This window comes from Corallococcus macrosporus DSM 14697, assembly GCF_002305895.1.
Classification (GTDB): domain Bacteria; phylum Myxococcota; class Myxococcia; order Myxococcales; family Myxococcaceae; genus Myxococcus; species Myxococcus macrosporus.
Genome location: NZ_CP022203.1, coordinates 2,767,950 through 2,794,287 on the forward strand (window position 1 = coordinate 2,767,950; position 26,338 = coordinate 2,794,287).

The window sequence follows — 26,338 nt, forward strand, 5'->3', positions numbered from 1 at the left end:
TTGGGGCGCCCTATGAGCCCCACAGACACCGACGCCCTGGCTGGAGACCTCCTCGAGTACATCGACGCCTCGCCCACGCCGTACCACGCGGTGCGCGAGTCGGCCCGCCGCCTGACGCAGGCGGGCTACCGCCAGCTCGACGAGCGCGAGCCCTGGACGCTGGAGCCGGGCGCGCGCGTGTTCATCACCCGCGGCGACACGAGCATCGCGGCCTTCCACCTGGGCACCCAGCCGGTGGACCGCGCGGGGTTCCGGCTGGTGGGCTCGCACACGGATTCGCCCAACCTGCGGGTGAAGCCGAACGCGGCGGTGACGAAGAACGGCTACCAGCAGCTCGGTGTGGAAATCTATGGCGGGGTGCTGCTGCACACCTGGACGGACCGCGACTTGTCGCTCGCCGGCCGCGTCATGGTGATGGTGGAGGGCCGCCCCCAGCGGCACCTGGTGGACTTCCGCCGGCCGCTGCTGCGCGTGCCCAACCTGGCCATCCACCTCAACCGCGGGGTGAACACGGAAGGGGTCAAGCTGAACGCGCAGGAGCACATGGTGCCGGTGCTGGGCCTGGAGCGCGCGGGCGCCGCGGAGCTGCACGGGCTGCTGCTGGAGGAGCTGGCCAAGGGCGGCGTGAAGGCGCAGGCGGGGGACATCCTCGGCTACGACTTGTGCCTCTATGACTTGCAGCCGTCCATCCGCTCGGGCGCGCACGGCGAGTTCCTCCACGCGCCGCGCCTGGACAACCTGGCGAGCTGCCACGCCAGCCTGTCCGCGCTGCTCTCCAGCAGCGCCCCGCGCGAGGCCACCAGCGGCGTCATCCTGTTCGACCACGAGGAGGTGGGCAGCCGCAGCGCGCAGGGCGCCGCGTCCCCCTTCCTGCGCACGTTGCTGGAGCGCCTGACGCTGGCGCACTCCGACGGCAAGCCGGACGCGTTCCACCGCGCCATCGCGCACTCGTTCCTGGTGAGCGCGGACATGGCCCACGCCATCCACCCCAACTACGCGTCCATGCACGAGCCCAAGCACCAGCCGCACATGGGCGCGGGCCCGGTCATCAAGTCGAACGTGAACCAGTCCTACGCCACGGATGGCGAGTCGTGGGCCTTCTTCACGGCGCTGTGCCGCGAGGCGGGCGTGACGCCGCAGCACTTCGTCACCCGCACGGACCTGGGCTGCGGCAGCACCATTGGCCCCATCTCCGCCGGGCAGCTCGGCATCCGCACGGTGGACGTGGGCAACCCCATGCTGTCCATGCACTCCATCCGGGAGATGGCCTGCGCCACCGATGTGGCGCAGATGGTGGCGGTGCTGAGCCGTCTGTTCGCGTAGGCCCGCTGGAGCACCCGAGGCCGGCTCGACGCGGGGCCGGACAGAGGGGGCGGTTGTTCTACGACGCCCCCTCGGAGCCGAGGTCGCGGACCGCGTGCGCCCTCAGGATTCTCGCGAAGCGCTCACGCTGCCTTGCCTGGGAGCGGCGCAGGGCGTCCTGCGAGGCAATCCAAAACGAATTGAGCCACCTCGAATCCTCGCGCACCACCTCGACGAGCGCTTCGAGGAAATGCCGGACACGCTCCGGCTCCCGTCGTGCGGAGGGTGGCACGGCGTTCCACTCCTGTTCCTCCACGTGGGCGAGCGCTCCGTCTTCATAGATGAGCACCCGGAAGGTGATTGAGAGCGCGTGGTCCGGTCGCTCCGCGGTGTTCACCCACTGGAGCTGCGCGGAGTCTGACTTGAGTTCTGGCAGGCCGTTGAGGCAGTCCATCAGCGCCTGGGCTGAGAGCTCGTCGCCAGGAAGGTGCGGTTCAGCGACGCGCTCTTCAGGCAAGAGGTCCAGCGCCGGCAGGTCGGGCGCGCCCGTGGGCGAAAAGACGACCGAACCGATGCGTTTGCCGTCGTCCCCGACGCAGGTCGAGAATGCGTCGAGCCGACGCGCCTCCAGGTCGAAGACGTAGACGTAGTTCACGGCCCCTGTCTCGTCCGGTGCGACCCGTGGACCTGGCTCCTCCTCCGTCTGGCGCTTGCCCGCGGGCGCATCGTGCTCCGGCCTGCAGGAGGACCAGCCCCAGGGCGCCTCATCGATGAGCTGGCGCACCACGGCCCGCAGGTCACCCTTCGCGTGCTGCACGCGCGCCATGAGGTGTTGCCCGAGGCCCGTCGGGTAGCTGTCCCAGTAGTGATGGACCCCACGCCAGGGCCGTGCGGAGACGTGTTCGGGGACTCCCGCGCCGGACGTGTACACGGCGATTGCGCCTGTAGTCGACATAGGGCGGGGAGTGTATGGGCCCGCTCCTCGAGGGCGAGACCGATTTCTGAGCGGCCCCGTGTTCCGGGTCGTCAGGACACCGCGAGCGTGAGCCGGCGCTCACGGGCTTCGGTCAGCGTGTGCGCGTCCATCAGCACCGCCGTCTTCTCCGGCCCGGACAGTGGCTCCAGGGTGTCCCCGCCCAGCAGCTTGCGCCGCGCGGAGGCCAGCGCCATGGGCACGGCGGCCGGAGCGGGCTGGGACTCCAGCAGCGCCAGGTGCAGCGCGTGCGCCTTGGCATCCGAGATGACGTGGTCCACCGCGTCCGCCACCGGCTCCAGCGCGTGCTCCTCGGCCACCTCGCGCGAGCGCTCCAGCACGCGGGGCGGCTCCGTCTCCTCGGGGATGAGCAGCAGGCCGCGCCGCTCCAGCCACGCGCCCAGCGACGCGCGGGACGTGAAGACGGAGAGGGGAATGGACAGCAGCAGGCCCGCGACGACGGGCGACAGCCACAGCAGCAGCCCGGGCGACAGGAAGGACGCCACCGCGGCCAGCACCACGCCCACGCCGGTGTGGGTGGCGTGCCGGCGGGCCGCCTCGGACCAGGGCAGGTCGGCGTCGTCGCGCTGCTGGCTGGACCAGCTCACCTTGTAGCCAAGCAACGTGCCGAACACGAAGTGCGACTGGAACAGCATCATCACCGGCGCCATCAGCGTGGCCAGCACGCTCTCCAGCAGCACGCTCAGCACCAGGCGCACCCGGCCGCCCATGCGCGCCGAGTCCTTCGCGTTCGCCAGCGCCAGCAGCAGCCCGAAGACCTTGGGCGCGAACAGCATGGCCATGGACACGGCGAACAGCCGCATGGAGCCCTGCGCGTCGAAGGTCAGCGCCTCCGGCGGCAGGTCCTCCAGCAGGTGCGGGTTGGAGAAGGACAGCCAGCCGTCGTAGAGGCCCGCGATGAGCCCGGACACCAGGAACAGCAGCCACAGCGGTGACGCCGCGTAGGACATCACCCCCATGAGGAGGTGGCCCCGGCTGATGGGGTGCAGGCCGCCCGCGGCCACCAGGCTCAGGTGCTGGAGGTTGCCCTGGCACCAGCGGCGGTCTCTCTGGGCGTAGTCCAGCAGGCTTGGAGGCGGCTGCTCGAAGCTGCCCCCCAGCTCCGTCACCAGCCACACGGTGTAGCCGGCGCGGCGCATCAGCGCGGCCTCCACGAAGTCGTGGCTGAGGATGTGGCCGCCGAAGGGCTGCTGGCCCGGGAGCACCGGCAGGCCGCAGTGCTGGATGAAGGCCTCGGTGCGGATGATGGCGTTGTGCCCCCAGTAGTTGGACTCGCCGAGCTGCCACGCGGCGGCGCCCGCGGCCACCACCGGGCCGTACACGCGCCCCGCGAACTGCTGGAGCCGGGCGAAGAGGGTGCCGCGGCCCACGTTCAGCGGCGGCGCCTGGAGGATGCCCGCGCGCGGGTTGAGCTCCATGAGCCGCGCCATCGTCACCAGGGTGCGGCCGTCCATCAGGCTGTCGGCGTCCAGGACGACGGTGAAGTCGTAGTGGCGGCCCCAGCGCTCGCAGAAGTCCTGGAGGTTGCCGGCCTTCTTGCCGGTGTTGTCCGTGCGGCGCCGGTAGAAGATGCGGCCCTGGCCGCCCACGCGGCGGCACAGGTCCGCCCAGGCCAGCTCCTCGGCAATCCACGCCTCCGGGCGCGTGGAGTCGCTGAGGATGTAGAAGTCGAAGGCGTCGAGCTGCCCGGTGGCCTCCACGGACTCGTAGGTGGCCTGCACGTTGGCGAAGACGGAGGCCGGGTCCTCGTTGTGGACCGGCATCACCACCGAGGTGCGCGAGGTGAGCCGCGCGGCGGACTCCTCCGCCGTGGGCCAGCGCAGCCCCGGCAGGCGCCGGCTCACCGCGAGCTGGAGGAAGCCCGCCACCGCCGTCCAGAAGGACAGGGCAATCCACCCGAAGCACAGCGCGAAGAGCACCAGCAGCACGCCTTCGGGGGCGGTGGTGCCGCGCGCGCTCAGCAGGCGGTGCAGCTCCCAGGTGCCCGCCACCGTGGACGCGGCGGCGAGGCCCAGGACGAAGAGGCGCCGGATGCCGGCGCTCTCCGGTGAGAACGAATGAGCGTGCATGGCGGACCTCGCGAAGGACCTCCCAGCGCGGGAGGCTGCGTCAGCGGGAGATGGACATGTCGGGCTGCCCGGCGCGCAGCCAGCGGCGCAGGCGCTCGCCCAGCGGCCACAGCACGAGCTGCTGCTCCGGCATCGCCGTGGCGACCTGCGCCGGCGTCGGCACGGGCACCGCGGCGCGCAGGGCGCGGGCCAGCTCGCGGGGCACCGCGTCCCGGGTGAGCACGGCGGCGCCGAAGCGCGCGCCGTCGCAGAGGACGAAGGCGGCGCGGCCCCGCGTCAGCAGGCGGCCTTCGCCCACCACGTCCATGTCCAGCACGCGCGTCAGCCACGTCTCCAGGCGGGCCCGGGCCAGGGCCACGGCGGCCTGCGGCTTCACGTTGGACGCGGTGACACCTTCCAGCACCCAGGCCGTCAGCGCGGCCAGGTCGTCAGCGGCCTCGAAGCCGAAGCCCTGGAAGAAGGCGTCGAGCGCCACGCACGTCTCCGGACGGACCCAGGCGGTCGTCACGGAGGGGCAGGTGTTCGGCGTCGTCACGGAATCCATAGATAGCTCCAGGTCTCGGTGAGGGTCTCCGAGCCGCGGCGCAGGAAGGCGCGCAGCTCGATGGGCTCGCTGGTGCCCTCGGGCTCCAGCTCGAAGGTGGTGCGCCAGCCACCGGAGGGTTCATGGCGCTGGATGGTGGAGCGCAGCACCTGGCCCTTGGCCGCGGTGATGACGGCCTCCACCGGCCCGTCCTCGGCGCGGGCGGTGCGAGAGAAGTCGAGGATGAACCGGCGCGTGGCCGGGGTGACGCCTTCGCCCACCGGCATGCCGGGGGTGATGGCGGAGGTGATGCGCGTCGACGTGACGACGCCGCCCGTGCTCGCCCAGGGCGACTTCGCGCCCCAGTGCAGCCGGTAGGCCACGCGCAGCGGCTTGCCCGGCGTCAGCGCGGTGTCCGGCACCCAGAAGGCGACGATGTTGTCGTGCGTCTCGTCGGGCGTGGGAATCTCCACCAGCCGCACCGCGCCGGCGCCCCACTCACCCACGGGCTCCACCCAGGCGCTGGGACGGCGCTCGTAGCGGGCCTCCAGGTCCTCGTAGTTGTGGAAGGCCGTGTCCCGCTGCAGCAGGCCGAAGGCGCGCGGGCTGTCCGCGCGGAAGCTGGAGGTGCGCACCTGCCGCGGGTTCTGCAGCGGACGCCAGAGCTGCTCGCCATCCCTGGACCAGACGAGCAGGCCGTCCGAGTCGTGGACCTCCGGGCGGAAGTCGTCGAACTTCGCGCGGTCGTTCTCACCGAACAGGTACATGCTGGTGAGCGGCGCCACGCCCAGGTTTTCAATGGTGCGGCGCGAGAAGAGGGTGGCCTCCACCTCCATCACCGTGTTGGCGCCGGGGATGAGGGTGAAGCGGTACGCCCCGGTGATGCTGGGGCCGTCCATCAGCGCGTGCACCACCACGCGGTCCGCGCCGTCCGCCGGGCGCTCCAGCCAGAACTCACGAAACTCCGGGAACTCTTCCGGGCTCGGCTGCGCGGTGTCGATGGCGATGCCGCGCGCGGACAGGCCGTAGAGGTTGCCCTGGCCCAGCGAGCGGAAGTAGCTGGCGCCCTGGAACACGGCCAGCTCGTCGAAGAGGTCCGGGCGGTTGAGCGGGTGGTGGAAGCGCAGGCCCGCGAAGCCGTCCACGCCGCCGCGGGGCAGGGAGGCCTTGTTGACGACCTTGCCGTAGCTGAAGAGCTCCTGGGAGAAGGGCAGCGGCTGCGCGCGCCCCGCCTCCACGACGTTCATCACCACCGGGGACTGGAACAGGAAGCCCGGGTGGAAGAACTGCACCTGGAAGGGCAGGCCCGCGTCACGCCAGTGCGCGCGCTCCGGACGGAAGCGGATGTCGCGGTACTCGTCATAGCTGAGCTGGGAGTACGCCTTGGGCAGCGACTTCGGCGGCGCCACGTAGGGACGGGCCGCCAGCGCCCGCGCGCGCTCCACCACCGTTTCGGTGGAGAAGGCCGTCGTGCCCTGGGTGGCCGCGGGCCGGGGCCTGGCCGCGGACGGCTGCGCCGCCACGGCGGCGCCGCTCGACGCCACCGCCACGGCGCACAGCCACGGCGCACCCCGCTTCAACGCTTTCTGCCGCAACGACGTCACGTCCGAGCGCCTCCGAGTGAGAGGTTCCGCCGAACGGCTCCGGTGTCCCGGACCTCGCCCGACCGCACGCACCGCGTGGACTCGCGGTGCGGCGCGTCAGTGCCTCAGCAACCCGCGTACCAGCCCGCAGCGCTCGAATCCGCCCACGTAAAAACGTTGCGATTCCGGTGGGTTGGGAGGCTCATGTCACTGGAAAGTCACGGAAAGCACACTTTGCGCATGCGCTCTGTGAACGGTCCCCTGCCCAGCGGTCGGGGGCGCTGGGGAGGATAGGGGCAGGGGGTGGGGGGGCCTGTCCAAATCTTCCACAGGCTGACAATTCGCTAGGTGTGCGCCAGCCGTTCCTGGATCAGGGAGAGGAGTTCCCTGCCAGCGAAGGGCTTTTCCAGGTGGGGGCCTGGCACCGACTCCAGGAAGGCCCGGGCCTGGGGGGTCACGGCGCCGCCGGTGAGGAAGATGACGCGTCGGGCCTGCTCGGGGTGGCGGGCCTGGAGGGCGGAGTAGAAGTCCATCCCGCTCATGCCCGGCATCATCAGGTCGCAGAAGACGACGTCGAAGCGCTCACCGGCGTCGATGCGCTCCAGGGCCTCCTGGGCCCGGGTGGAGAGGGTGACGTCGTGGTGCGGACGCAGGGTCCTCCCCAGGGCCGTGCAGACGAGCGGCTCGTCGTCCACCACCAGCAGGCGGCCCCGCCTCTGCGCGGGAGGGGGCGGCGGGGCTGGCGGCGGGCGCGCCGCCTCGGGCCGCTGGGAGGGGTTGAGGAGCACCTGGAAGGTGGAGCCCTTGCCCGGCTCGCTGGTGACGTGGATTTCCCCACCGAGGGCCGTGACGAGGCTGTGGCAGATGGACAGGCCCAGGCCGGTGCCCACCCCGGGCTCCTTGGTGGTGAAGAAAGGGTCGAACAGGCGCGGCAGGTGGTCCTTGGCGATGCCCGCGCCCGTGTCCGACACCTCCACGCAGACGCGGCCGTCGCCCGAAAGGCGGGTGACGACGCGGATTTCATGGCGCTCCGGCGTCCCCGCGGGGATGGCCTGGGCGGCGTTCACCAGCAGGTTGAGGAACACCTGACCCAGCCGGGACTCGTTGCCGACCACGGTGGGCACCGCGTCGAGCTGCTTCACCAGGCGGGCGCGGTGGCGGATCTCCGTGGTGGCCAGGTTCAGCGTGGACTCCAGCACCTGCCGGATGTCCACTTCCGCGCTCTCCGCTGAGTCCACCCGGCTGAAGGTCTTCAAGTCCCGGACGATGCTGCGCACCCGGTCAGCGCCTTGCTGGGCCTCGGCGAGCGCGGCCTGGGCGCTGGCCACGCACTCCGCCAGCCGGGGCATCGCGCTGGCGAGCTCCTCGCGCGCGAAGGCCAGGTTGGCGGTGAGGTAGGCCAGGGGGTTGTTGATTTCGTGCGCCACGCCCGCCGCCAGCGTGCCGACGGAGGCCATGCGCTGCGCGAGCATCAGCCGCGCCTGCATCTGGTAGCGCTCCGTCAAGTCATGGGAGACGGAGACGATGGAGTCCTCGCCGTCGAAGGGCAGGGGGAAGGTGGTGGACTCCACGTGCAGCACGCTGCCGTCGCGCTTCACCAACCGCCGCTCCTGGAGCGCCGCGCGGCCGGTGCGGAGGGCTTCGTGCATGCGCGCGTCGGCGCTGGCGAAGTCCTCCTTCGGGATGATGTCGGAGATGTGCTTGCCCAGCAGCTCGTTGACGTTGTCGTAGCCCAGGGCCGTGGCGACCTTGAGGTTGGCGTAGCGCACGCGCGCGCCGGTGTCGAAGACGGCCACCAGGTCCGGCAGGCTGCCGATGAGGGTGCGGAAGCTCACCTCGGAGCGGCGCAGGCTCTCCTCGGCGTGCTTGAGCGGGGTGATGTCCGGGAAGAAGGAGATGATGTGGGGGGCGCCGCCGTAGGAGACCAGCCCCATGTAGAGCAGCGTGTGTCGCAGCTCCCCTTCGGGGGTGCGGTACCGGGCGTCCACGCCGCGCACCGTTCCGTGGCGGCGCAGCTTCTCCACGATTTGTGCGCGGTCGACCGGGGTCTCCCACAGCGCCAGCTCCAACGTGGTGCGCCCGATGACCTCCTCGCGCGGGTAGCCGAAGAGCTGGAAGTAGAAGTCATTGGCCGCCACCACGCGCCCCTCCGCGATGGTGGTGATGGACGTGGGCACGGGGCTGACGGCCAGCAGCGTCTCCTTGAGGTCATCCCCCAGGGACATGCGCTTGCGGCCCTCGCGCCGGACGAAGCGGCGGCGGGCCAGCTCCAGCCGCAGCGTCAGCTCCTCGTCATCCACCGGCCACGCCAGCAGGTCCTCGGCGCCGGCGTCCAGGGCGGGGCGCAGCGCGCCCAGGGCGCCCCGGTGCCCCAGGAGCATGATGACCGACTCCTCGGCGCCGGGCAGGCTGCGCAGCGCGCGCACCAGCGGGACGCGTGAGGTGTCCGTCCGGGCATCCACCACCACGAGCGCGCAGGTGCCGCTGCGCCACGCGGCGGGCACGTCCGCCTCGCGTGTCACGGTGACCACCGTGTGCCCCTGCTCACGCAGCCGGGTTTCGAGTGGCGCCAGGTCCGCCCCTCCCCCCTGGGTGACAATCAGGACCCGCATGGAGCTCCTCGTGATGACGGCCGCGCATCGTGACACGACGTCTGCTGTTGTAAAAGCGGGTGGCCGCGCCGGTGGGGTGTGGAGGTGACGGAGCGCCCGGGCTGTTACACTGGGCACAGGACCGGGGTGGACCGGTGGAGACAGGGGGAGCGCATGGAACGGCGGGGCGCGGACGACAAGACGGCCATCGAGCCGCAGAAGCCGCCACCGTTGCCGGTGCAGGTGCCTCGGCGGAACTTCGACGGGCTCTTCGTGCATGCCCTGAAGCCCATGGGCCCCTTCGCCCAGTCCTTGAGAGACATTGGCTACGACATGGAGGCCGCGCAGGAGTACTACCCGCTCGCGGTGTGGCGGGCGGCCCTGGGCGTGGCGCGCCGCCATGTGTATGCGGGGCAGCCCGCCGAAGCGGCCAACCGCGCCCTGGGCTACCGCTACGTGGAGGGCTTCGCCCAGACGCTGGTGGGCCGCATCTTCGCCACCGCCGCGCCCCTGTTGGGGACGGAGCGGTGTCTGACGCGACTGCCCACGTACCTGCGCGCCGGGCGTGAGGACATGAAGATGTCGTTGGAGCCGGTGCAGACGGCGGAGTGGCGCATCCGCGTGGTGGACCCGGACCCGCTGCCGGACTTCGTCGCGGGCGTGGTGGAGGGCGTCCTGCTGCGCACCCGGGTGAAGCCCCGGGTGGAGGTGCTGGAGCGGCAGGCCACCGGGTACTCGCTGCGGGTGCGCTGGACGGACGCCTGAGCGGGCCTCCCGGGCCCGGGTGTCCGCTCCATCGGCGGCCAGGGAGGCGAGTGCCCGCGGGTGCTCGCTCAGTTGTGATTGGCCGCGGACTGTCCAGTCGTTAAACGTGCCACCCGTATGCACAAGACTCACCTCGTTGGCGCGCGCACGCACAACCTGAAGGACCTGTCGGTCGACCTCTCGGAAGGGGAGTTCGTCTGTGTCACTGGCGTCTCCGGCGCCGGCAAGTCGAGCCTGGCGCTCGACACCCTGTACGCCGAGGGGCAGCGGCGCTTCGTGGAGAGCTTCAGCCCGTATGCCCGGCAGTTCCTCGAGCGGCTGGAGCGGCCGCCGATGGACGCGCTGGAGCCCGTGGCGGCGGGCGTGGCGGTGGACCGCCGCGCGCCGGTGAAGAGCTCCCGCTCCACCGTGGCCACGCTGGCGGACGTGGAGCCGTACCTGTCCGCGCTCTTCACCCGCGAGGCGGTGCCCGTGTGCGGCACCTGCGGCGTGGAGGCGGTGCGGACGGACGCGCGCGTGGCGGCGGCCGCGGCCATCCGCGAGCACCCGGACGCGCAGGCCATCCTCACCTTCCCGCTGCGCATCCCCGACACGGCGGCCTTCCTGGACGCGCGGGCCCGGCTGCTGAAGGACGGCTACCACCGGCTGATGGTGCAGGGCGAGGTGAAGGAGCTGGAGTCGCTCCGGCCCGCCGAGGCGACCGACCCGGCCGGAGTCGCGCGCGTGGTGGTGGACCGGGTGAAGCTGACGAACGCGCAGTTGTCGCGCGTGACGCAGGCCCTGGAGGACGCGTGGAGCCGCGCCGACGGCGAGGCCCACCTGTTCGTCCCCGGCCAGGGCGTGCCCCAGCGGCTGCGGCGCGGGCTGGTGTGCCCGAAGTGCGCGAAGGAGTTCGAGGCCGCGCGGCCCGGCCTCTTCAGCTACCAGTCCCCGGTGGGGGCGTGCGCCGCGTGCCGCGGGTTCGGCCGCACCATTGGCATCGACTGGGGCAAGGTGATTCCCAACCCCGACCTGAGCCTGTCCCAGGGCGCCATCCGGCCCTGGTCCGGCCAGTCCACCACCTGGGAGCGCGGCATGCTCCAGCGCTGGTGCAAGGCGCGGGGGATTCCCTGGGACAAGCCCTGGGGCCTCTTGACGCCCGAGCAGCGCGAGTCCGTGCTGGAGGGCGAGGGCGACTACGACGACGGCCGCGCCTACCCGGGCGTGCGCGCGTGGTTCCGGTGGATGGAGGGCCGCACGTACAAGATGCACGTGCGCGTGCTGCTGGCGCGCTACCGCGCCTATACGCTGTGCGAGCGCTGCGGCGGCGGGCGCCTCAACGCCCAGGCGCGCGCGTACCGCGTGGGCGGGTTGGATTTGCCGTCGTGGCACCGCCTGGAGCTGACGGACGCGCTGGCGCGGCTGGACGCGCTGCGCACCACCACGGGGCAGGGCGAGCTGGCGCGGCGCGAGCTGGCCGGGCGCCTGCGCTACCTCCAGCGGGTGGGCCTGGGCTACCTCACGTTGGACAGGCCCGCGCGCACGCTGTCGGGCGGCGAGGCGCAGCGGGTGTCCCTGACGGCCGCGCTGGGCACGTCCCTCACCGGCGCGCTCTTCGTCCTGGACGAGCCCACCGTGGGCCTGCACCCGGGCGACGTGCCGCCGCTGACGGAGGCCATCGCGGAGCTGGCGGAGCGGGGCAACATCGCGCTGGTCATCGAGCATGACCCGCTGGTCATCCGCTCCGCGCACCGCGTGCTGGAGCTGGGGCCCGGGGCGGGCAAGCAGGGCGGGCGGCTCGTGTTCGACGGCACGCCGGAGGCCCTGGCGAAGAAGCAGGAGCTGCCCACGGGCCGGCTGCTGGCCGGCGTGGACGAGGTGAAGCGCGCGCCGCGCGCGCGCACCGGGGAGTTGGTGATTCGGGGGGCCCGCGAGCACAACCTGAAGGACCTCACGGTGAAGGTGCCCCTGGGCGTGCTGTGCGCGGTGACGGGGCCCAGCGGCTCGGGCAAGAGCACGCTGATGGACGAGGTGCTGTACCGGCACCTGGCGCGGCGGCTGGGCGTGAAGGACGTGGAGGCGCCCGGCGCGGTGGACGCGGTGGAGGGCATGGAGGCGGTGAGGGCCGTCACGCTGGTGGACCAGTCTCCGCTGGGGCGCACGTCGCGCGGCAACGCGGCCACGTACACCAAGGCGTGGGACCGGCTGCGCGAGCGCTTCGCCTCCGAGCCGGACGCGGAGGTGCGGGGCCTCACGGCGGCGCACTTCTCCTTCAACGTCGACAAGGGCCGCTGCGAGGCGTGCTCGGGGGAAGGCTACGAGACGGTGGAGATGCAGTTCCTGGCCGACGTGGCGCTGCTGTGCCCGGTGTGCCGGGGCCGCCGCTTCAAGGACGAGGTGCTGGCCGTCCGCCACCAGGGCTTCAGCGTGGCCCAGGTGCTGGAGATGACGGTGGAGGAGGTGCTCCAGCACTTCGGCGGTGACGCGGCGCTGAAGCGCACGCTGGGGCCGGTGGCGCGGCTGGGCCTGGGCTACCTGCCGCTGGGACAGCCGCTGTCCACGCTGTCCGGGGGCGAGGCGCAGCGGCTCAAGCTGGCGCGCGCGCTGGCCAGCGAGGCGCGGGGGACGCTGTTCCTCATCGACGAGCCCAGCGCCGGCCTGCACGCGGAGGACGTGCGGCACGTCATCACCGCGCTGCACGCGCTGGTGGACTTCGGCGCCAGCGTGCTGGTGGTGGACCACGACGTGGCGGTGATGAAGGCCTCGGACTGGGTCCTCGACCTGGGGCCGGTGGGCGGGCGCGACGGCGGCCAGTTGGTCGCGGAGGGGACGCCGGAGGACGTGGCGCGCGGCAAGGGCGCCACCGCCCAGGCCCTGCGCGGCGAGCGCAAGCCGCTGGGCCGCGCGGTGAAGCTGCGCAAGCCGGGCAGGGGCGAGGTGCCCGCCATCGAGGTGGAGCACGCGCGCGAGCACAACCTGCACGACGTGTCGTGCCGGATTCCCCTGGGGAAGATGACCGTCGTCACCGGGCCGAGCGGCTCGGGCAAGAGCTCGCTGGTGTTCGACGTGGTGTTCGCCGAGGGGCAGCGCCGCTTCCTGGAGACGCTGAGCCCCTACGCCCGGCAGTTCCTGCCCTCCATGCCGCGGCCGGACGTGGAGCGCATCAGCTCACTGCCGCCGTCGGTGGCGCTGGAGCAGCGCACCTCGCGCGCGGGGGCCACCAGCACCGTGGCCACCGTCACCGAGGTGGCCCACTACCTGCGCCTGCTGTTCGCCAAGCTGGGCGAGCCGCACTGCCCGGATGACGACTCACCCATCACCTCCATGTCTCCGGACCTGCTCTTCGCGCGGCTCACGGCGATGAAGGGGGAGGGCACGCTGCTGGCGCCCGCGGTGCGCGCGCGCAAGGGCACCTACCTGGACGTCTTCACGGCCGCCGCGCGGGCGGGAATCACGCAAGCCATCGTCGATGGGAAGCGGGCCTCCACGGACGACCCGCCGCGCCTGGCGAAGACGCGCGAGCACGACATCGACCTCGTCATGTACGAGGGCAGGCTGTCCAAGCTGGACCGCGACGTCTTCGAGAAGGCGCTGGGCTGGGGCCAGGGCGCGGTGAAGGTGGACGCCGGCAAGGGCGAGACGCTGCTGTCCACCGAGCGCACCTGCCCCAGGTGCGGCACCGCCGTGCCGGAGCTGGATCCGCGCTGGTTCTCCTTCAACACCAAACAGGGCCGCTGCGAGTCGTGTGAGGGCACCGGCGTGCAGGGTGGCGCCGAGGCGATGGCCGAGGGCGAGGTGGCGCCGTGCCGCACCTGCGGCGGCAGCCGGCTGGCCCCCGTGCCCCGGGGCGTGCGGCTGGAGGGCGCGCGCTACCACGAGGTGGTGCAGCAGTCCGTGGCGTCCGCGCTGGAGCGGGTGCGCGGCTGGAAGTTCAAGGGGGACCGGGCGCTGCTGGGCGAGCCGTCCCGGCAGGAGCTGCTGCGGCGCATGGAGTTCCTGGAGCGCGTGGGGCTGGGCTACCTGTCCCTGGACCGCAACGCCGCCACGCTGTCGGGTGGGGAGATGCAGCGGCTGCGCCTGTCCGCGCAGTTGGGCGCGGGCCTCACCGGCGCCATGTACGTGCTGGACGAGCCCACCATCGGCCTGCACCCGCGCGACACGCACCGGCTGCTGGACAACCTGCGCGCATTGGTCGCCACGGGCTCCACGGTGCTGGTGGTGGAGCATGACTCGGACACCATCCGCGCGGCGGACCACCTGTTGGATTTGGGGCCCACGGGCGGCCGGGGCGGCGGGCACATCCTGGCGGAGGGGCCTCCGGACGTGGTGCTGGAGAGCGACTCGCCCACCGCGCGCGCCTTGAAGGAGGCGCAGGTGCGGCCGCCCTCCGGGCGCGGCGAGCCGAAGCAGTGGCTTGAGCTCAAGGGCGCGCGGGCCAACAACCTGAAGCGCGTGGACCTGCGGCTGCCGGTGGGGCGGCTCAACGTGGTGTCCGGCGTGTCGGGCTCCGGGAAGAGCACGCTGATTCGCCAGGTGCTGTACCCGGCGCTGCGCGAGAAGCTGGACCGCGTCACGGCGAAGCCCGGCCCCTTCACGTCGCTGCACGGCGCGGAGGCGGTGAAGCGCGTGCTGTCGGTGGACCAGTCGCCCATTGGCCGCACGCCGCGCTCGGTGCCGGCGACCTTCCTGGGCATCTGGGACGAGCTGCGCCGCGTGTTCGCGGCCACGCCCGAGGCGAAGATCAAGGGCTTCTCGCCCACGCGCTTCTCCTTCAACTCCGCCAGCGGCGGCCGGTGCGCCGCGTGCGAGGGGCAGGGCGCCATCTCCCATGAGATGTCCTTCCTGCCGGATGTGGTGACGCCGTGCGAGGCCTGCAACGGCGCGCGCTTCGACGCCGCCACGCTGGAGGTGCGCTACCACGGGCTCACCATTGGCGACGTGCTGCGCCTTTCCGCGGACGAGGCCAAGGACGTCTTCAAGGCGCTGCCCCGCGTGGCCGCGCCGCTGGAGTGCCTGGCGGACCTGGGCGTGGGCTACCTCCAATTGGGCCAGGGCTCCAACACCCTGTCCGGCGGCGAGGCGCAGCGCTTGAAGCTCGCGGCCGAGCTGACGGCCTCCGCCCGTCACGAGCCCACGTTGTACGTGCTGGACGAGCCCACCACCGGCCTGCACCTGGGGGACGTGGAGAAGCTCATCACCTTCATGGGCCGGCTGGTGGACCGCGGCGACACGCTGGTGGTCATCGAGCACCACCCGTCCGTGATTGGCGCGGCGGACCACGTGGTGGAGCTGGGGCCCGACGGCGGTGAGGCGGGAGGTCACATCGTCGCCACGGGGACGCCTCGCGAGGTGGCGAAGCTGAAGACGCCCACCGGACGCGTGCTCAAGTCGCTGTTTTCCGGCGAGGACACCCGCCCCCGTGCCGCGGCGCGGCGTGCGTGAAACGGGCGGGGGACTGGGGCATCCTGGGGAGCGGCATGAAAACCCTTCCCCTGTTGACCCTGGCCTCGGCGCTGGCCTTCACCCCCGCGTGGGCCGCGGCGCCGAAGCCGTCCCCCGCGAAGTCCGAATCCACGAGCGAGAAGAAGCCCATGTCCTTCCATGACCTCACCGCGAACCGGCTCGACGGCAAGCCGGAGAAGCTGTCCAACTACCAGGGCAAGGTCGTCCTGGTGGTGAACACCGCGTCCGAATGTGGCTACACGCCGCAGTACGCGGGCCTGGAGAAGCTCCACCAGGACTACAAGGACAAGGGCCTGGTGGTGGTGGGCTTCCCGTCCAATGACTTCGGCGGCCAGGAGCCGGGCTCGTCGGAGGACATCAAGAAGTTCTGCGAGCTGCGCTACAAGGTCACCTTCCCCATGTTCGAGAAGGTGAAGACGAAGGGGGACGGCCAGTCGCCCGTCTACGCGTTCCTGTCTCAGCACCACCCCGCGCCCAAGTGGAACTTCCACAAGTTCGTGGTGGGCAAGGACGGGCAGGTGAAGGCCGGCTTCGCCAGCGCGGTGACGCCGGACAGCGCCGAGCTGAAGGCGGCCATCGACAGCGCGCTCGCGCAGCCGTAGCCGCGGAAGAGGGCGCGTGGGGGCTGGCCCTCCGGTCCCCGCCCTGGTGGCATGCGGCCCTGGCTGGCGCCCTGGCATGGGCGCCGGCGGGGTCTCACCCTGAATGCCGACACGGCTTGAAGGGAGACCCCATGGACACTCTGGACGAGGCGTGGCCCCCATTGCCTCTGGAGGCGTGGCAGGACACCTACGCCACGCTGCACCGGTACACCCAGGTCGTCGGCAAGGTGAAGCTGGCGCTGACGCCGCCGCAGAACCACTGGTGGAACGTCGCGTTCCGCGTGACGGCGCGAGGCCTGACGACGGGCCTCATCCCGTACGGGAATGGCGCCTTCGAGGTGGAGTTCGACTTCCGCGCGCATGAGCTGCACGTGCACGCCAACCGCGGGCCGTCCCGGGTGATGGCGCTGGAGCCCCGGCCCGTGGCGGAGTTCTACCGGGACTTCATGGCGACGCTGCGCTCCCTGGGCATCGAGGTGCGCATCTGGGAGCAGCCCGTCGAGATTCCGGATGACACCACGCCCTTTGGCGAGGACTTCCGCCACGCCAGCTATGACGGCGAGGCCGTGGAGCGCTGGTGGCGGGCGCAGCTCCAGGCCACGCTTGTCTTCGAGGCCTTCCGCGCGCGCTTCACCGGCAAGTGCAGCCCGGTGCATTTCTTCTGGGGGAGCTTCGACCTGGCGGTGACGCGCTTCTCCGGGCGGCCCGCGCCGGAGCGTCCCGGGGCGGACCCCATCACCCAGGAGGCCTACCGCGAGGAGGTCAGCAGCGCGGGCTTCTGGCCCGGCCTGCAGGCCACGGGCGGCGCGGCCTTCTACAGCTACGCGGCCCCGGAGCCGGAGGGCTTCGCGCGCGCCAGCGTGCGCCCCGCCGAGGCCCGCTACGACGCCGACATCAAGGAGTTCCTGCTGGCGTACGACGACGTGCGGCGCGCGGAGGACCCTCGGGCGTACCTGCTCGACTTCCTCCAGAGCACCTACGAGGCCTGCGCGGACCTGGGCGGTTGGGAGCGGGACCGCCTGGAGCGGCCGCTCATCGTCCCCGAGTCCCGGCGCGCTGCTCGGGCCGTGGAGGAGGGCACGCTCGCCGAGCAGCCCTCGCCCTGAAGGCGCCCTCACTTCGGCTTGGGCGGGAAGCGCTCCAGCAGCTCCTTCACCGACGCATCCAGCTTCTGCTGCTGCTGCTCCGCGCTGGCGTTCGCCTCCAGCTCCGCCTGCGCGGTGCCGCGCCAGACGAGCTGCTTCGACCGCGGGTCGACGATGTCGAGGATGAGGGAGCCTTCCTCGTACTCCCGCATGTACGTCTCCGGCATGGTGACGGCGCCGCCCGCGTAGAAGGGGTCCGTGAAGGGGCCGCCCCACGGGTAGCCGTAGTAGGCGTCCACCGTCTCCGCCTTCAGCGCGTTGTGGATGGCGCCGTGCCAGCCGATGAGGAAGTCCGGGTTGTCGCCGGTCTCCACCTTCTGGTAGCCGCGCGCGAGCAGGTAGCGGTCCACCGTCTGCTCGACGCGCGCGCCGACGATGGGGTTGTAGACGCGCTCGTCCATGCCCGTGGGCTGGGGGAGCCAGGCATAGGTGCGGTACCCCTCCAGCTTCTGCGTGGCGGCGGGGTCATAGTGGGTGTTCACGTCGATGCTGGAGCACGCGGCGAAAGCCAGCGCCAGCAGCGGTGGGGCGATTCGGGTCAGCAGCCGCAAGCAAGCCTCCTCGGTGGCGGCGCGGTGCGCGCCGGGGCCTCCGGGACGGTAGCCACGGCACGGCGCTCGCCTCAGAAGAGGGATGCTCGGCCCTCCCCGGCCGCGGTGCTACCGCTCCCCGGGCCCCCGCTTCATCTTCTGGCGGCCCTCGCTGCGCGCCAACGTGAGCGCCAGCCGGGCGCGCTTCTCTTGCGGCAGCTCCTTCGCGAGCGTGAGGTACAGCTCCTTGTCGAGCGCCGCGATTTTCTCACGCGCCTCGAAGGCGCTCAGCGCCGCCGCGTCCACCTGCGCCAGGGCCTCACTGTCACCCCGGGACGCCCGGTGGAGCACTCGCGCCGCTTCACGGACCTGCCGCCGCAGCGGGCGCCGGCGCCCGTCGAAGCGCTCCAGCGTCTGCTCCATCTTCAGCGCCTGCGCGTTGTCCAGGCCCAGGGCGTCCGACAGCTCCAGCACCTGCCGCAGCCGCTGGCGCTTCTCCGCGCGCTCCATGCGCTCTTCAAAGCGGGCCTCGCGCCCGGTGGGCGCGGCCACCGCCACCCAGGGCAGCAGGGCCAGCATCAGCACCGCCATCCGCGTCCGCACCGTCGTCCTCACAGCGTCTCTCCCACGTCGAAGTCGAGGTCTTCGTCCCAGCCGTCGGAGTCCTCGACCAGGACCGCGTCCAGCGGCTCCAGCCCCGCCCACGCCTCGAAGGCGGCCATCGTCTCGGCGTCGACCTCCCCGGCGGCCTCGGCCGCGGGGCGCGTCGTCACCGCCTCCGGCGAGGGGCCCGGAGTCTCCGGGCCCGTCACGCGCCACGCGCCGGGCACCAGCAGCACCAGCGTCACCGCCGCGGCGGTGGCCACCAGCGCGCCCAATGTCCTCAGCCCCAGGCCCTGCCGCCGGGCGCCGCGCCGCCACTCCGACAGCGTGCGCCGGGGCAGCTCCTCCAGCTCCAGCTTCTCCTGGGGCGACAGCGGGGGCAGCGCCACCAGCGAGAGCACCTCCCTGGACGCCGCGAGCGCCCGCCGGCACCCCTCGCAGCCCTCCAGGTGCTGGATGAGCCCAAGCGCGTCGTCGTCCTCCAGCGCTCCCGCGGCGTGCAGGTCCAGCCGCGCTTCCTGGTCAGGGCATGCAGCCATCAGTGCTTCTCCTCCGGCACGCCCACCCGCGCCTTGAGGCGCTTCATCGCATGGTGGAACTGCACCTTCGCGTTGTTCTCCGTGATGCCGAGCGTCTCGGCGATGTCCTTGAACGCCAGCCCGCCGTCCACGCGCAGCGTCAGCACCTCGCGCTGCCGGCGGGGCAGGGTGAGCACCTCGGCGCGCACCTGCCGTTCCCGCTCGGCCCGCTCCATCCGCTCCTGCGCGGACTCCGACGGGTCCTCCACCACGTCGTCCGGACCGGCGGCGACCAGCACGGGGCGCCAGCGCTGGCCCTGGCGGGCGTGGTTCTTCGCCAGGTTGAGGGCAATGCGCACCAGCCAGGCCCGGAAGGGCGCCGGCCCCGACGGCGTGAAGCGCGCGAAGACGCGGCGCGAGGCCTCCAGCGCCCGCAGGAAGGCGCTCTGCACCAGGTCCGCCGCGTCCTCCGGCCGCGTCACGTAGCGGCGCACCAGCGAGAAGACGAGCGCGCGGTGCCGCATCACCAGCACCTCGAAGGCCGCCGGCTCGCCGTCCAGGAAGGCGCGGCAGAGCGCCTCGTCTGGCGCTCGCTCCAGGCCCGCCCGGGCCACGCGCACGGGCAGGGACACCACCCGGCCGCCTGTCTCCCTGATGCTCACGTGGCTCCAACCCCGGACGGAGATAAAGGTTAATTTCTGCGGATTTCCTTCTGTGATTTCTGTCTGTTCTTGAATTTCTGACTATCGCGGTGGGAATCGTGCCTTGCCGGGTTGAAGGAGAACCGGCGGCCCTGGGACAATGCGTGGGCGGTGACGACCTGGGACGGGGGCATGTTGACCCAAGGAAGTGGCTCACGCATCAAGGGCGGCGTGCTCATCTCGCGGCTCAACATGCTGCGCCAGCATGGCGGGCAGGTCCGCGTGGATGAGGTGCTGCGGCGCCTGCCCGCGGAGGACCAGGCGCTGCTGCGGAAGATGTTGCTGCCGGTCGGCTGGTATCCGCTGGAGCTGAACCTGCGGTTGGACGCGGCCATCGCGGGCGTCATGTCGCCGGAGGACAAGGACCGGGCCTTCATCGAGATGGGGCGCGCCTCCGCCGACGAGGCGCTGCACGGCGCGCAGCACGTCTTCATCCGGGCGGGGGAGCCGCACTTCCTGCTCAGCCAGGCGCCGCGAATCTACCGTTTCTATTACGCGGTGGGCTCGCGCACCTATGAGCAGACGGGGCCGAGCTCCGCCGTGCTGCGGACCTTCGGCGCGGAGAACGTCACCGAGCCGGACTGCCTCACCATCATCGGCTGGCACGAGCGGGCCATCGAGCTGTGTGGGGGGCGCGCCGTGCGCATCACCCACCCCATGTGCCGTGCCCGCGGCGCGCCGCACTGCGAGTACCACTGCGCCTGGGAGTGAGCGCCCGTCAGGGCGCCGGGAGCGGGTTCGCGCGCAGGTAGCGGAGCACGTCGTCCAGGTGCCGGTAGACGCGGACCTCGTGCCGGATGACCTCCTCGACGCGGCCGTCCGCGCCGAGGATGAAGGTGACGCGGCGGTCGACGTTGAGCACCGGCCAGAGCACGTCATAGGCGCGGCTGATGCTCCGGTCCGCGTCTCCCAGCAGGGAGAAGTGGATGCCCTCGGCCTCCGCGAACTCGCACTGCGTGCGCTGCGTGTCCACCGACACGCCCACCAGCTCCGCGCCCAGGCCCTCGAGCAGCTCGTGGTTGTCGCGGAACGCGCGGTTCTCGATGGTGCAGCCCACCGTGAAGGCCTTGGGGAAGAAGAAGAGCACCACGCGCCGGCCGCGCAGGGAGGACAACCGGAAGGTGGCCCCGTGACAGTCGGTGGCGGTGAAGTCCGGCGCGGTGTCTCCGACGGAAAGCATGCGCCCCGGTCCCTACCACGTTTGCCAGGGACCCGGCGGACATGCGTTCAGGATAAGGTCCGCGCCCGTGCGGCCTCCCAGGGACGAGCTGTCTTCGCGGCGGTTTCAACAACGACTGGCCCAGGCCATGGGCGTGACGCGGGTGGCGCGCGTCACCGGGCTGGACCGGACCGGCGTGGAGGTGGCCTGCGCGGTGCGTCCGGGCGGCCACGTCCTCCAGGTGTGCAACGGCAAGGGCCTCTCCTTCGAGGACGCGGCCTGGGGCGCGCTGCTGGAGACGGCGGAGCTGTGGGCGGCGGAGACGGTGGCGCCGGACGCGCTCGTGTGCGGCTCACTCGCGGAGCTGGATGGCCGCATGGGCACGCTGTGGGGCGCGGACGAGCTGGGCTCGGCGGGGGCGCTCGTGGCGCCGCGCCTGTGGAGCCCGCACGTGCGCTGTGCCTGGCGCGAGGCCACGGACCTGTACTCCGGTGCGCCGGTGTGGGTGCCCGCCCAGGGCCTGCACGTGCCGCCCGCGGGAAGCCCCGCGCTGGGCCCGGTGGCGGTGGCGTGGACGAGCAATGGCTCCGGCGCGCACCCGGACGCGAAGAAGGCCTTGCTGCACGCGCTGCTGGAGGCCACGGAGCGGGACCAGCTCGCGCGGGCCCTGCCTGAGGGCTGGACGGAGGAGGGTGTCCATCGCCGGCTGCTGCGCGCTCCGGAGCTGGCGGAGCACGCCCCCTCCGTGGAGGCCCTGGCGGGCCGCCTGCGGGAGCGGGGCTTCGGCGTGTACCTCTTCGATGCCACGCCGGCGTCGCGCACGCCGGGCGCGGTGGGGTTGCCGGTGGGCGCGGCGATATTGGTGGACCTGGAGGAGGGCCCGGTGCCGCTCACCGCGGGGTATGCGTGCGCGCTGACGCGGGAGTCGGCGCTGCTGAAGGCCTTGCTGGAGGCGGCGCAGTCGCGGCTGACGGACATCCACGGCGCTCGCGAGGACGTCGCCGCCACGGACCGCGAGGCCGCTCGGGGCTTCGCGGAGGCCTGCGCCCAGGTCCGGCCGCGTCGGCGCGTGGCGGACATGCCGGATGTGGGGGCGAAGGCGCGCGGCGCGGCGGCGGGGCAGGTGCGGCAGGTGCTGGCGTTGCTCCAGCGCGCGGGCTTCACGCGGGCGGCGGCGGTGGCGCTGACCGCTCCGGTGGAAGGCCTCCACGTCCAGCGCGTGGTGGTGCCGGGCATGCGCATCTCGGAGCTCCTATGAAGCGGCGCGCGGACAGTCTGGTGGTGTTCCTGGGGCCCTCGCTGCCGGAGGCGGAGGCGAAGCGGCTGGCGCCCTGCACGGTGCTGCCGCCCGCGCGGCAGGGAGACGTGTGGCGCGCGCTGAGCCTGCGGCCCCGGGCCATTGCCCTGGTGGATGGCGTCTTCGAGGCGCAGCCCTCGGTGTGGCACCACGAGCTGCTGGCGGCGCTGGAGGCGGGCGTGGCCGTCTTCGGTGGCGGCAGCATGGGCGCGCTGCGCGCGGCGGAGCTGGCCCCGCACGGCATGGTGGGCGTGGGGCGCATCTTCGAGTGGTACCGCGACGGCGTGGTGGTGGACGACTCGGAGGTGGCGCTGCTGCACGCGGACGAGGAGCACGGCTGGCGTCCGCTCACGGTGCCCCTGGTCAACGTGCGGTACGCCGCGGAGCGCGCGGCTCATGCGCGGGTGTTGGGCCGGGCCGCCGCCCAGGCGCTGGTGGACGCGGGGCAGGCCGTCTTCTACCAGGAGCGCACGTGGGCGCGGGTGCTGGAGGCCGTGACGCCACACTGGCCCGCGTCCACCCGGGCCGCGTGGGACGGGTGGTTCGTGCGCGGCGCGGAGGACTTGAAGAGGCAGGACGCGCTCGCGTGCCTTCGCGCGGCGGCGGAGTGGGTGGCTTCGGGCGCGCCCGCGCCGCACCTGTCTTCGCGTGTGTCGTCCCATGGCGTGACGGCGACGGATGGCGCTGGGGCCCTGGGCGGGCACGGCGCTTCGGGGGCGTCCGGCGCCCGCGGCCGTCGGCGGCTGGATGGCGTGAGCCCGACACAGGCGGGCGCCGTGTCCTCGGGGGAGCAGGGGCCGGCGCGTGTGCCGTCGTCCCTGGTCCGGCGCAGGCGGCTGGTGGATGACGTGACGGCGACGCAGGCGGGCCCGGTGTCCTCGGGCCGGGTGCTGGACGTCCTCCGGGAGTCTCCCGACGCGGCGGCGCTGGCGGAGGCGGGGCTGCGCCGGGCGCTGCTCGCGGGCTGGGCGCGCACCCAGGGGCTGAGCGTCTCCGCCGCCGAGGTGGACGAGGCGGAGGCGGCGTGGTGGCGGGGCCAGCGCGTGCCCGCCTCGCGCCGTGAGGCCTGGCTGGCCCGTCTGGGGTTGGACGCGCAGGGGCTGCGGCGGCTGTGCGAGGAGCGCGCCCTGGAGCGGCTCGCCCTGGAGAACGCCTCGCGCCTGCTGCCGGATGGCCCCTCCTGGGACGAGGCCCTGGCCGCCGAGGCCCGGCTGGGCGGGCGCTGGGCGGACGCCGCCGAGGCGGTGGACCCAACGGAGGGCGTTGGGTCCTCCTGAGCAGCGGACTTACCTCGCGGGTAAGTGAAAACGTGACATCCCCGGCGAAAAGGATAGGGTCAACCCTGGAGGTTGCCCTTGTCCAGCCCCGCTCCCTGGGTGGTTACCGAGTCTTCCGCGCGGATGTCGCCGCCACGGGCGGTGCGTCTCGCGCGTGACGTTGCGGGTGGGGCGGGAGGAGGGCACCGGCCGTGGCGGTGAGGTCGCCTCCCTTCCATCCGGACCAGCTCGTCGCGGGCAGCGAGGTCGGCCCCTGGCGGGTCGTGGCGTCGCTGGGCTCGGGCGGCTTCGGCCGGGTCTTCCAGGTGGAGCGCGCGGGCCGCCACTACTCGCTGAAGATGGCGCTCCGCCCCGCGGGGCTCCACGCGGCGGAGGAGGAGGACATCAACGGCCGGCTGGCGCACGAAGTGGCGGCGCTGCTGGCCTGCGCCCCCCACCCGAACCTCCCGGCGCTGCACGCCGTGGACCGCTGGCCGGAGCCTCCCGAGGGCTACCTGTACTTCGTCACCGACTACATCGACGGTGAGACGTTCCACGAATGGCGCTGGCGGGTGAAGCCCACGGCGGCGCACCTCTTGTCCGTCTTCACGGAGCTGGTGCGCGTGGTGGGGGACCTGCATCGCCGGGGCGTGCACCACCGGGACTTGAAGGGGGACAACGTCCTCATCCGCCGCGAGGACGAGCGCCCCATGCTCATCGACCTGGGCACGGTGCGGTTGCCCGGGGCCACGACGCTGACGGTGGGCGTGGCGCCCGGCGCGCCGCACCTGCTGCCGCCCGAGTGCGTCGCCTTCCTGCGCGAAGGCACCTGGCAGCAGGGCGCCAACTTCGACGCGGGGGTGCCCGGGGACCTCTACGCGCTGGGCGCGCTGCTGTACGAGTCGCTCACGGATGGCTACGCGTTCGACCCGAAGCTCCCGTATGACCGCCTGCTGCCGGCCATTGAGACGGTGACGCCGCGCGCGCCCCACGTCGTGAATCCGAAGGTGCCGCGCGCCCTGGGCGACATCGCCCTGCGGCTGCTCGCGAAGCGCCCGGAGGACCGCTACGCCGGCACGGAGGCGCTGCTCCAGGCCCTGTGGGACGTGGCCAAGGAGAAGCGGCAGCCGGCCTGGAAGGTGTCGTTGGACCGGCCGCCCGAGGGCGCGGACGGGGAGGCCCCGCGGGTGCGCATGGTGCCGGACACCGCCACGTCCTCGCGGCCCGTCCCTGCCCGGGAGTCGTCCGGGTTCGCGCCGGTGCTGCCCCTCAATCCGGAGCCCCGGGACGCCCCGGTGGCGAGTGCGAGCGCGCCCGCCGAGGCGTCCGAGCCACCGGCGGCCCCCGCGGCGACGCCCGGGGGGAGACGCCCGCCGCGGTGATGCCCGGGGCGGAGACGCCCTCCGCGGCGACGCCCGGGGGGAGTTCCCCGCGCCGCCACCCGCGCGGTCGCGCCGCAAGGCCGCCGTGGGGTGGGGTGTGGCCGCGCTGCTGGGCGTGGGGTTGGTGGTGTTCGGGGTGAGCCGCCTGGCGCTGCCCATCACGGCAGACCCGGCTCCTGCCCCGCCTGTTCCCAATGAGAAAGGAAGTCCCGCAGTGACGAGTCGTTCTTCGAATCCCTCCGAGATGCCCCTCCTGGAGGCGGCACCGTCCGCTCCGGGCGCGGGCGCGGTCCACGACACGGACGCGCAGGACGAAGTGTCCGCGCAGGTGGCTTCCTCCGACGCGGAGAAGGAGGAGGCCTCCGCGTCACGGCTCAGGAAGCGCCCGCCTTCAGGAAGCGCGCTGGGCAAGGCCGCCGCCGTGGCCTGCCTCACGGCCGCGTGCGCCAGCGGGCCCCAGGTGCGGGACAAGCCGCCGCGCATCGAGTGCCCGCCGGAGGTGCTGGCCTCCATGAAGAAGCGGGGCTTCCACCCTCCCGATATGATTGGAAACGATATAACGCTCTCCATGGTGCCCCGGGTTTCCGTGACGCCGGTGCCCGTGCCGCCAGACGGGGGACCCATCACCCTCTATGCCATCGCCGAGGTCCGGAGCGCCTACACCGGCCGCCTCCCGAAGGGGAGCCGCTACTATGGGACGGTGTACCACGGGAAGAGGGCCATCTACGGGTGGTTCACGGAGGTGGAGTACCCGGACGGCCGGCGCATCCCCATCTGCGCCAACATCGTGGACAGCTCCAGCCGGGAGGCCATCGGGATGGATTATGACCCGTCCAGCACCCCCGGCAGACCGATGATGTATCCGGGCGTCAACCTGGCCATCTCCCAGGTGCTCGGAGAAATGGGGACGCACAGGTAGCCCTCCACCTGTCATGGTGTGGAGGCGTCCTTGCTGGAGGTTGCTCGGCCTTGACTGGTTCGCCCACTTTCATCGTGCTCGCGTGGGGCTTGTTGTGGGCCACCCTCGCGGAGTCCGCGGCGGTGGACGCGCCCGCGGTGGTGCGGCGAATCGACGTGCAGGCGGGAAGCCTGGCCACCCCGCCGGAGGTCCGCATCAGCCCCGGTCTGTCCACCACCTTGTTCTTCGATGCGCGCATCCGTCCGGAGCAACTGGCGCTCGAAGGCCGTGAGCGGTTCCAGCGCTTCGGCGCGACGGAGGACCACCTCGTGCTGGTGCCCTCGCCCACGTTCCGGGAGGGGGAGCGGCTGCGGCTGGAGGTCCGGTTCCATGATGGCGCCGTGCCGGACAGGGCCGTGTTGAACCTCGTCGTGGATGCCACGCGGCCGGAGCGCCAGGTGGAGCTCTACCGCCATGCGCGGTCCGCCGCGTCCTACCGGCAGGAGGTGGAGGAGCTCCGTGCGGGGATGCTTCGGCTGGAGCGCCAGGTGCAGCAGCTCCAGCGCTCCCGCGCGGGAGGCGAGGTGACGCGCGAGTCCCTGGTGGCGGACATCCAGGACGTGAGCGCCATCCGTCACCGTCACTGGGCGGCCCGGAAGGTGACGGGCGACTTCATCGTCCGAGCCGTGAGCCTCGTCCGCCTTTCACCCGCCTGGGCCGCGCTGCGGATTCTATTGGTGCCCTCGGAGGCGGCGAAGGACTGGCGCGCGGCCGGCGCGGCGCTCACCGGCGCCCAGGGCAACCGGCTGCGGACGCTCCCCCCCTGGCAGGCGGGGCCCCTGGATGCCGCTGGCGACTCGCCCATCGTCATCGTCCTGGAGGAGCCGGAGGCGGTGGACACCGGCCGGTACACGCTGGAGCTGTGGGACGAGGGCCGCAAGCGGACCTTGAAGCTGGAAGGCCTCCAGGCGCGGTGAG

Annotated in this window: 21 protein-coding genes; 11 read left to right on the plus strand and 10 right to left on the minus strand. The window is 72.5% G+C overall.

Features of this window, described 5'->3' with window-relative positions; genetic code table 11:
• Positions 1-12 precede the first annotated feature (12 nt).
• Positions 13-1,323 carry a M18 family aminopeptidase gene (locus tag MYMAC_RS11795; RefSeq protein ID WP_204817530.1) on the plus strand — a complete coding sequence of 437 codons (1,311 nt, stop codon included), beginning with the start codon at positions 13-15 and terminating at the stop codon, positions 1,321-1,323.
• A gap of 58 nt (positions 1,324-1,381) precedes the next feature.
• Here the strand turns inward: MYMAC_RS11795 and MYMAC_RS11800 are convergent, their stop codons facing one another.
• The 5 genes from MYMAC_RS11800 to MYMAC_RS11820 all read right to left on the minus strand — a co-directional run bounded on the left by MYMAC_RS11800 (position 1,382) and on the right by MYMAC_RS11820 (position 9,083).
• Positions 1,382-2,233 (minus strand): hypothetical protein, encoded by an 852-nt coding sequence (locus MYMAC_RS11800; RefSeq protein WP_239989494.1) that lies wholly within the window; start codon positions 2,231-2,233, stop codon positions 1,382-1,384.
• Positions 2,234-2,328: 95 nt separating this feature from the next.
• Positions 2,329-4,365 carry a glucans biosynthesis glucosyltransferase MdoH gene (gene mdoH / locus MYMAC_RS11805; protein WP_095958173.1) on the minus strand — a complete coding sequence of 679 codons (2,037 nt, stop codon included), beginning with the start codon at positions 4,363-4,365 and terminating at the stop codon, positions 2,329-2,331.
• 40 nt (positions 4,366-4,405) lie between these two features.
• Complete coding sequence (locus MYMAC_RS11810; RefSeq protein ID WP_013938965.1) at positions 4,406-4,909, minus strand: hypothetical protein; 504 nt, start codon at positions 4,907-4,909, stop codon at positions 4,406-4,408.
• Complete coding sequence (locus MYMAC_RS11815) at positions 4,897-6,492, minus strand: OpgD/OpgG family glucan biosynthesis protein (RefSeq protein ID WP_095958174.1); 1,596 nt, start codon at positions 6,490-6,492, stop codon at positions 4,897-4,899. Before MYMAC_RS11815 ends, MYMAC_RS11810 begins: the two co-directional genes overlap by 13 nt.
• A gap of 323 nt (positions 6,493-6,815) precedes the next feature.
• Positions 6,816-9,083, minus strand: coding sequence for a PAS domain S-box protein (locus MYMAC_RS11820; protein WP_095958175.1), 2,268 nt, complete (start codon positions 9,081-9,083; stop codon positions 6,816-6,818).
• A gap of 153 nt (positions 9,084-9,236) precedes the next feature.
• Here MYMAC_RS11820 and MYMAC_RS11825 point away from each other — a divergent pair, with 153 nt between their 5' ends.
• From MYMAC_RS11825 to MYMAC_RS11840, 4 genes are all read left to right on the plus strand, one after another.
• Positions 9,237-9,827: a DUF2378 family protein gene (locus tag MYMAC_RS11825; RefSeq protein ID WP_013938968.1), complete on the plus strand. Its 591-nt coding sequence runs from the start codon at positions 9,237-9,239 to the stop codon at positions 9,825-9,827.
• A gap of 117 nt (positions 9,828-9,944) precedes the next feature.
• On the plus strand, positions 9,945-15,248 hold the full coding sequence (uvrA, locus tag MYMAC_RS11830) for an excinuclease ABC subunit UvrA (RefSeq protein ID WP_095958176.1): 5,304 nt from the start codon (positions 9,945-9,947) through the stop codon (positions 15,246-15,248).
• A gap of 35 nt (positions 15,249-15,283) precedes the next feature.
• Positions 15,284-15,871 carry a glutathione peroxidase gene (locus MYMAC_RS11835; protein ID WP_095958177.1) on the plus strand — a complete coding sequence of 196 codons (588 nt, stop codon included), beginning with the start codon at positions 15,284-15,286 and terminating at the stop codon, positions 15,869-15,871.
• Positions 15,872-16,002: 131 nt separating this feature from the next.
• Positions 16,003-16,977 (plus strand): DUF5996 family protein, encoded by a 975-nt coding sequence (locus MYMAC_RS11840; protein ID WP_095958178.1) that lies wholly within the window; start codon positions 16,003-16,005, stop codon positions 16,975-16,977.
• Positions 16,978-16,985: 8 nt separating this feature from the next.
• Here the strand turns inward: MYMAC_RS11840 and MYMAC_RS11845 are convergent, their stop codons facing one another.
• The 4 genes from MYMAC_RS11845 to MYMAC_RS11860 all read right to left on the minus strand — a co-directional run bounded on the left by MYMAC_RS11845 (position 16,986) and on the right by MYMAC_RS11860 (position 19,329).
• Entirely contained in the window at positions 16,986-17,567 is a 582-nt protein-coding gene (locus MYMAC_RS11845) for a DUF4136 domain-containing protein (protein WP_095958179.1), read from the minus strand.
• A gap of 108 nt (positions 17,568-17,675) precedes the next feature.
• Positions 17,676-18,161: a hypothetical protein gene (locus MYMAC_RS11850; protein ID WP_095958180.1), complete on the minus strand. Its 486-nt coding sequence runs from the start codon at positions 18,159-18,161 to the stop codon at positions 17,676-17,678.
• On the minus strand, positions 18,158-18,688 hold the full coding sequence (locus tag MYMAC_RS11855) for a zf-HC2 domain-containing protein (RefSeq protein WP_095958181.1): 531 nt from the start codon (positions 18,686-18,688) through the stop codon (positions 18,158-18,160). The genes MYMAC_RS11850 and MYMAC_RS11855 overlap by 4 nt, the downstream gene beginning before the upstream one ends.
• Positions 18,688-19,329: an RNA polymerase sigma factor gene (locus MYMAC_RS11860; RefSeq protein WP_013938975.1), complete on the minus strand. Its 642-nt coding sequence runs from the start codon at positions 19,327-19,329 to the stop codon at positions 18,688-18,690. Before MYMAC_RS11860 ends, MYMAC_RS11855 begins: the two co-directional genes overlap by 1 nt.
• Before the next feature lie 171 nt (positions 19,330-19,500).
• Between MYMAC_RS11860 and MYMAC_RS11865 the strand changes: the two genes are divergently transcribed.
• A complete protein-coding gene (locus tag MYMAC_RS11865) occupies positions 19,501-20,079 on the plus strand; it encodes a TIGR02265 family protein (protein ID WP_050989304.1) in 579 nt (192 codons plus the stop codon).
• Positions 20,080-20,086: 7 nt separating this feature from the next.
• On the opposite strand, the gene MYMAC_RS11870 is transcribed toward MYMAC_RS11865, so the two are convergent.
• Positions 20,087-20,548: a peroxiredoxin gene (locus MYMAC_RS11870; protein WP_013938977.1), complete on the minus strand. Its 462-nt coding sequence runs from the start codon at positions 20,546-20,548 to the stop codon at positions 20,087-20,089.
• A gap of 67 nt (positions 20,549-20,615) precedes the next feature.
• On the opposite strand from MYMAC_RS11870, the gene MYMAC_RS11875 reads away from it, so the two are divergent.
• The 5 genes from MYMAC_RS11875 (at position 20,616) to MYMAC_RS11890 (ending at position 26,337) form a co-directional block, all read left to right on the plus strand.
• A complete protein-coding gene (locus MYMAC_RS11875; RefSeq protein ID WP_095958182.1) occupies positions 20,616-21,785 on the plus strand; it encodes a YcaO-like family protein in 1,170 nt (389 codons plus the stop codon).
• Entirely contained in the window at positions 21,782-23,101 is a 1,320-nt protein-coding gene (locus MYMAC_RS11880) for a TfuA-like protein (RefSeq protein WP_095958183.1), read from the plus strand. The genes MYMAC_RS11875 and MYMAC_RS11880 overlap by 4 nt, the downstream gene beginning before the upstream one ends.
• A 191-nt stretch (positions 23,102-23,292) precedes the next feature.
• Entirely contained in the window at positions 23,293-24,462 is a 1,170-nt protein-coding gene (locus tag MYMAC_RS37785) for a serine/threonine protein kinase (protein ID WP_239989495.1), read from the plus strand.
• A gap of 214 nt (positions 24,463-24,676) precedes the next feature.
• Complete coding sequence (locus MYMAC_RS37790; RefSeq protein ID WP_239989496.1) at positions 24,677-25,381, plus strand: hypothetical protein; 705 nt, start codon at positions 24,677-24,679, stop codon at positions 25,379-25,381.
• Between the two features lie 50 nt (positions 25,382-25,431).
• The gene (locus tag MYMAC_RS11890) at positions 25,432-26,337 is read left to right on the plus strand and encodes a DUF2381 family protein (protein ID WP_095958184.1); all 906 of its coding nucleotides are present in this window, start codon (positions 25,432-25,434) and stop codon (positions 26,335-26,337) included.
• The last annotated feature ends 1 nt before the right edge of the window (position 26,338 follow it).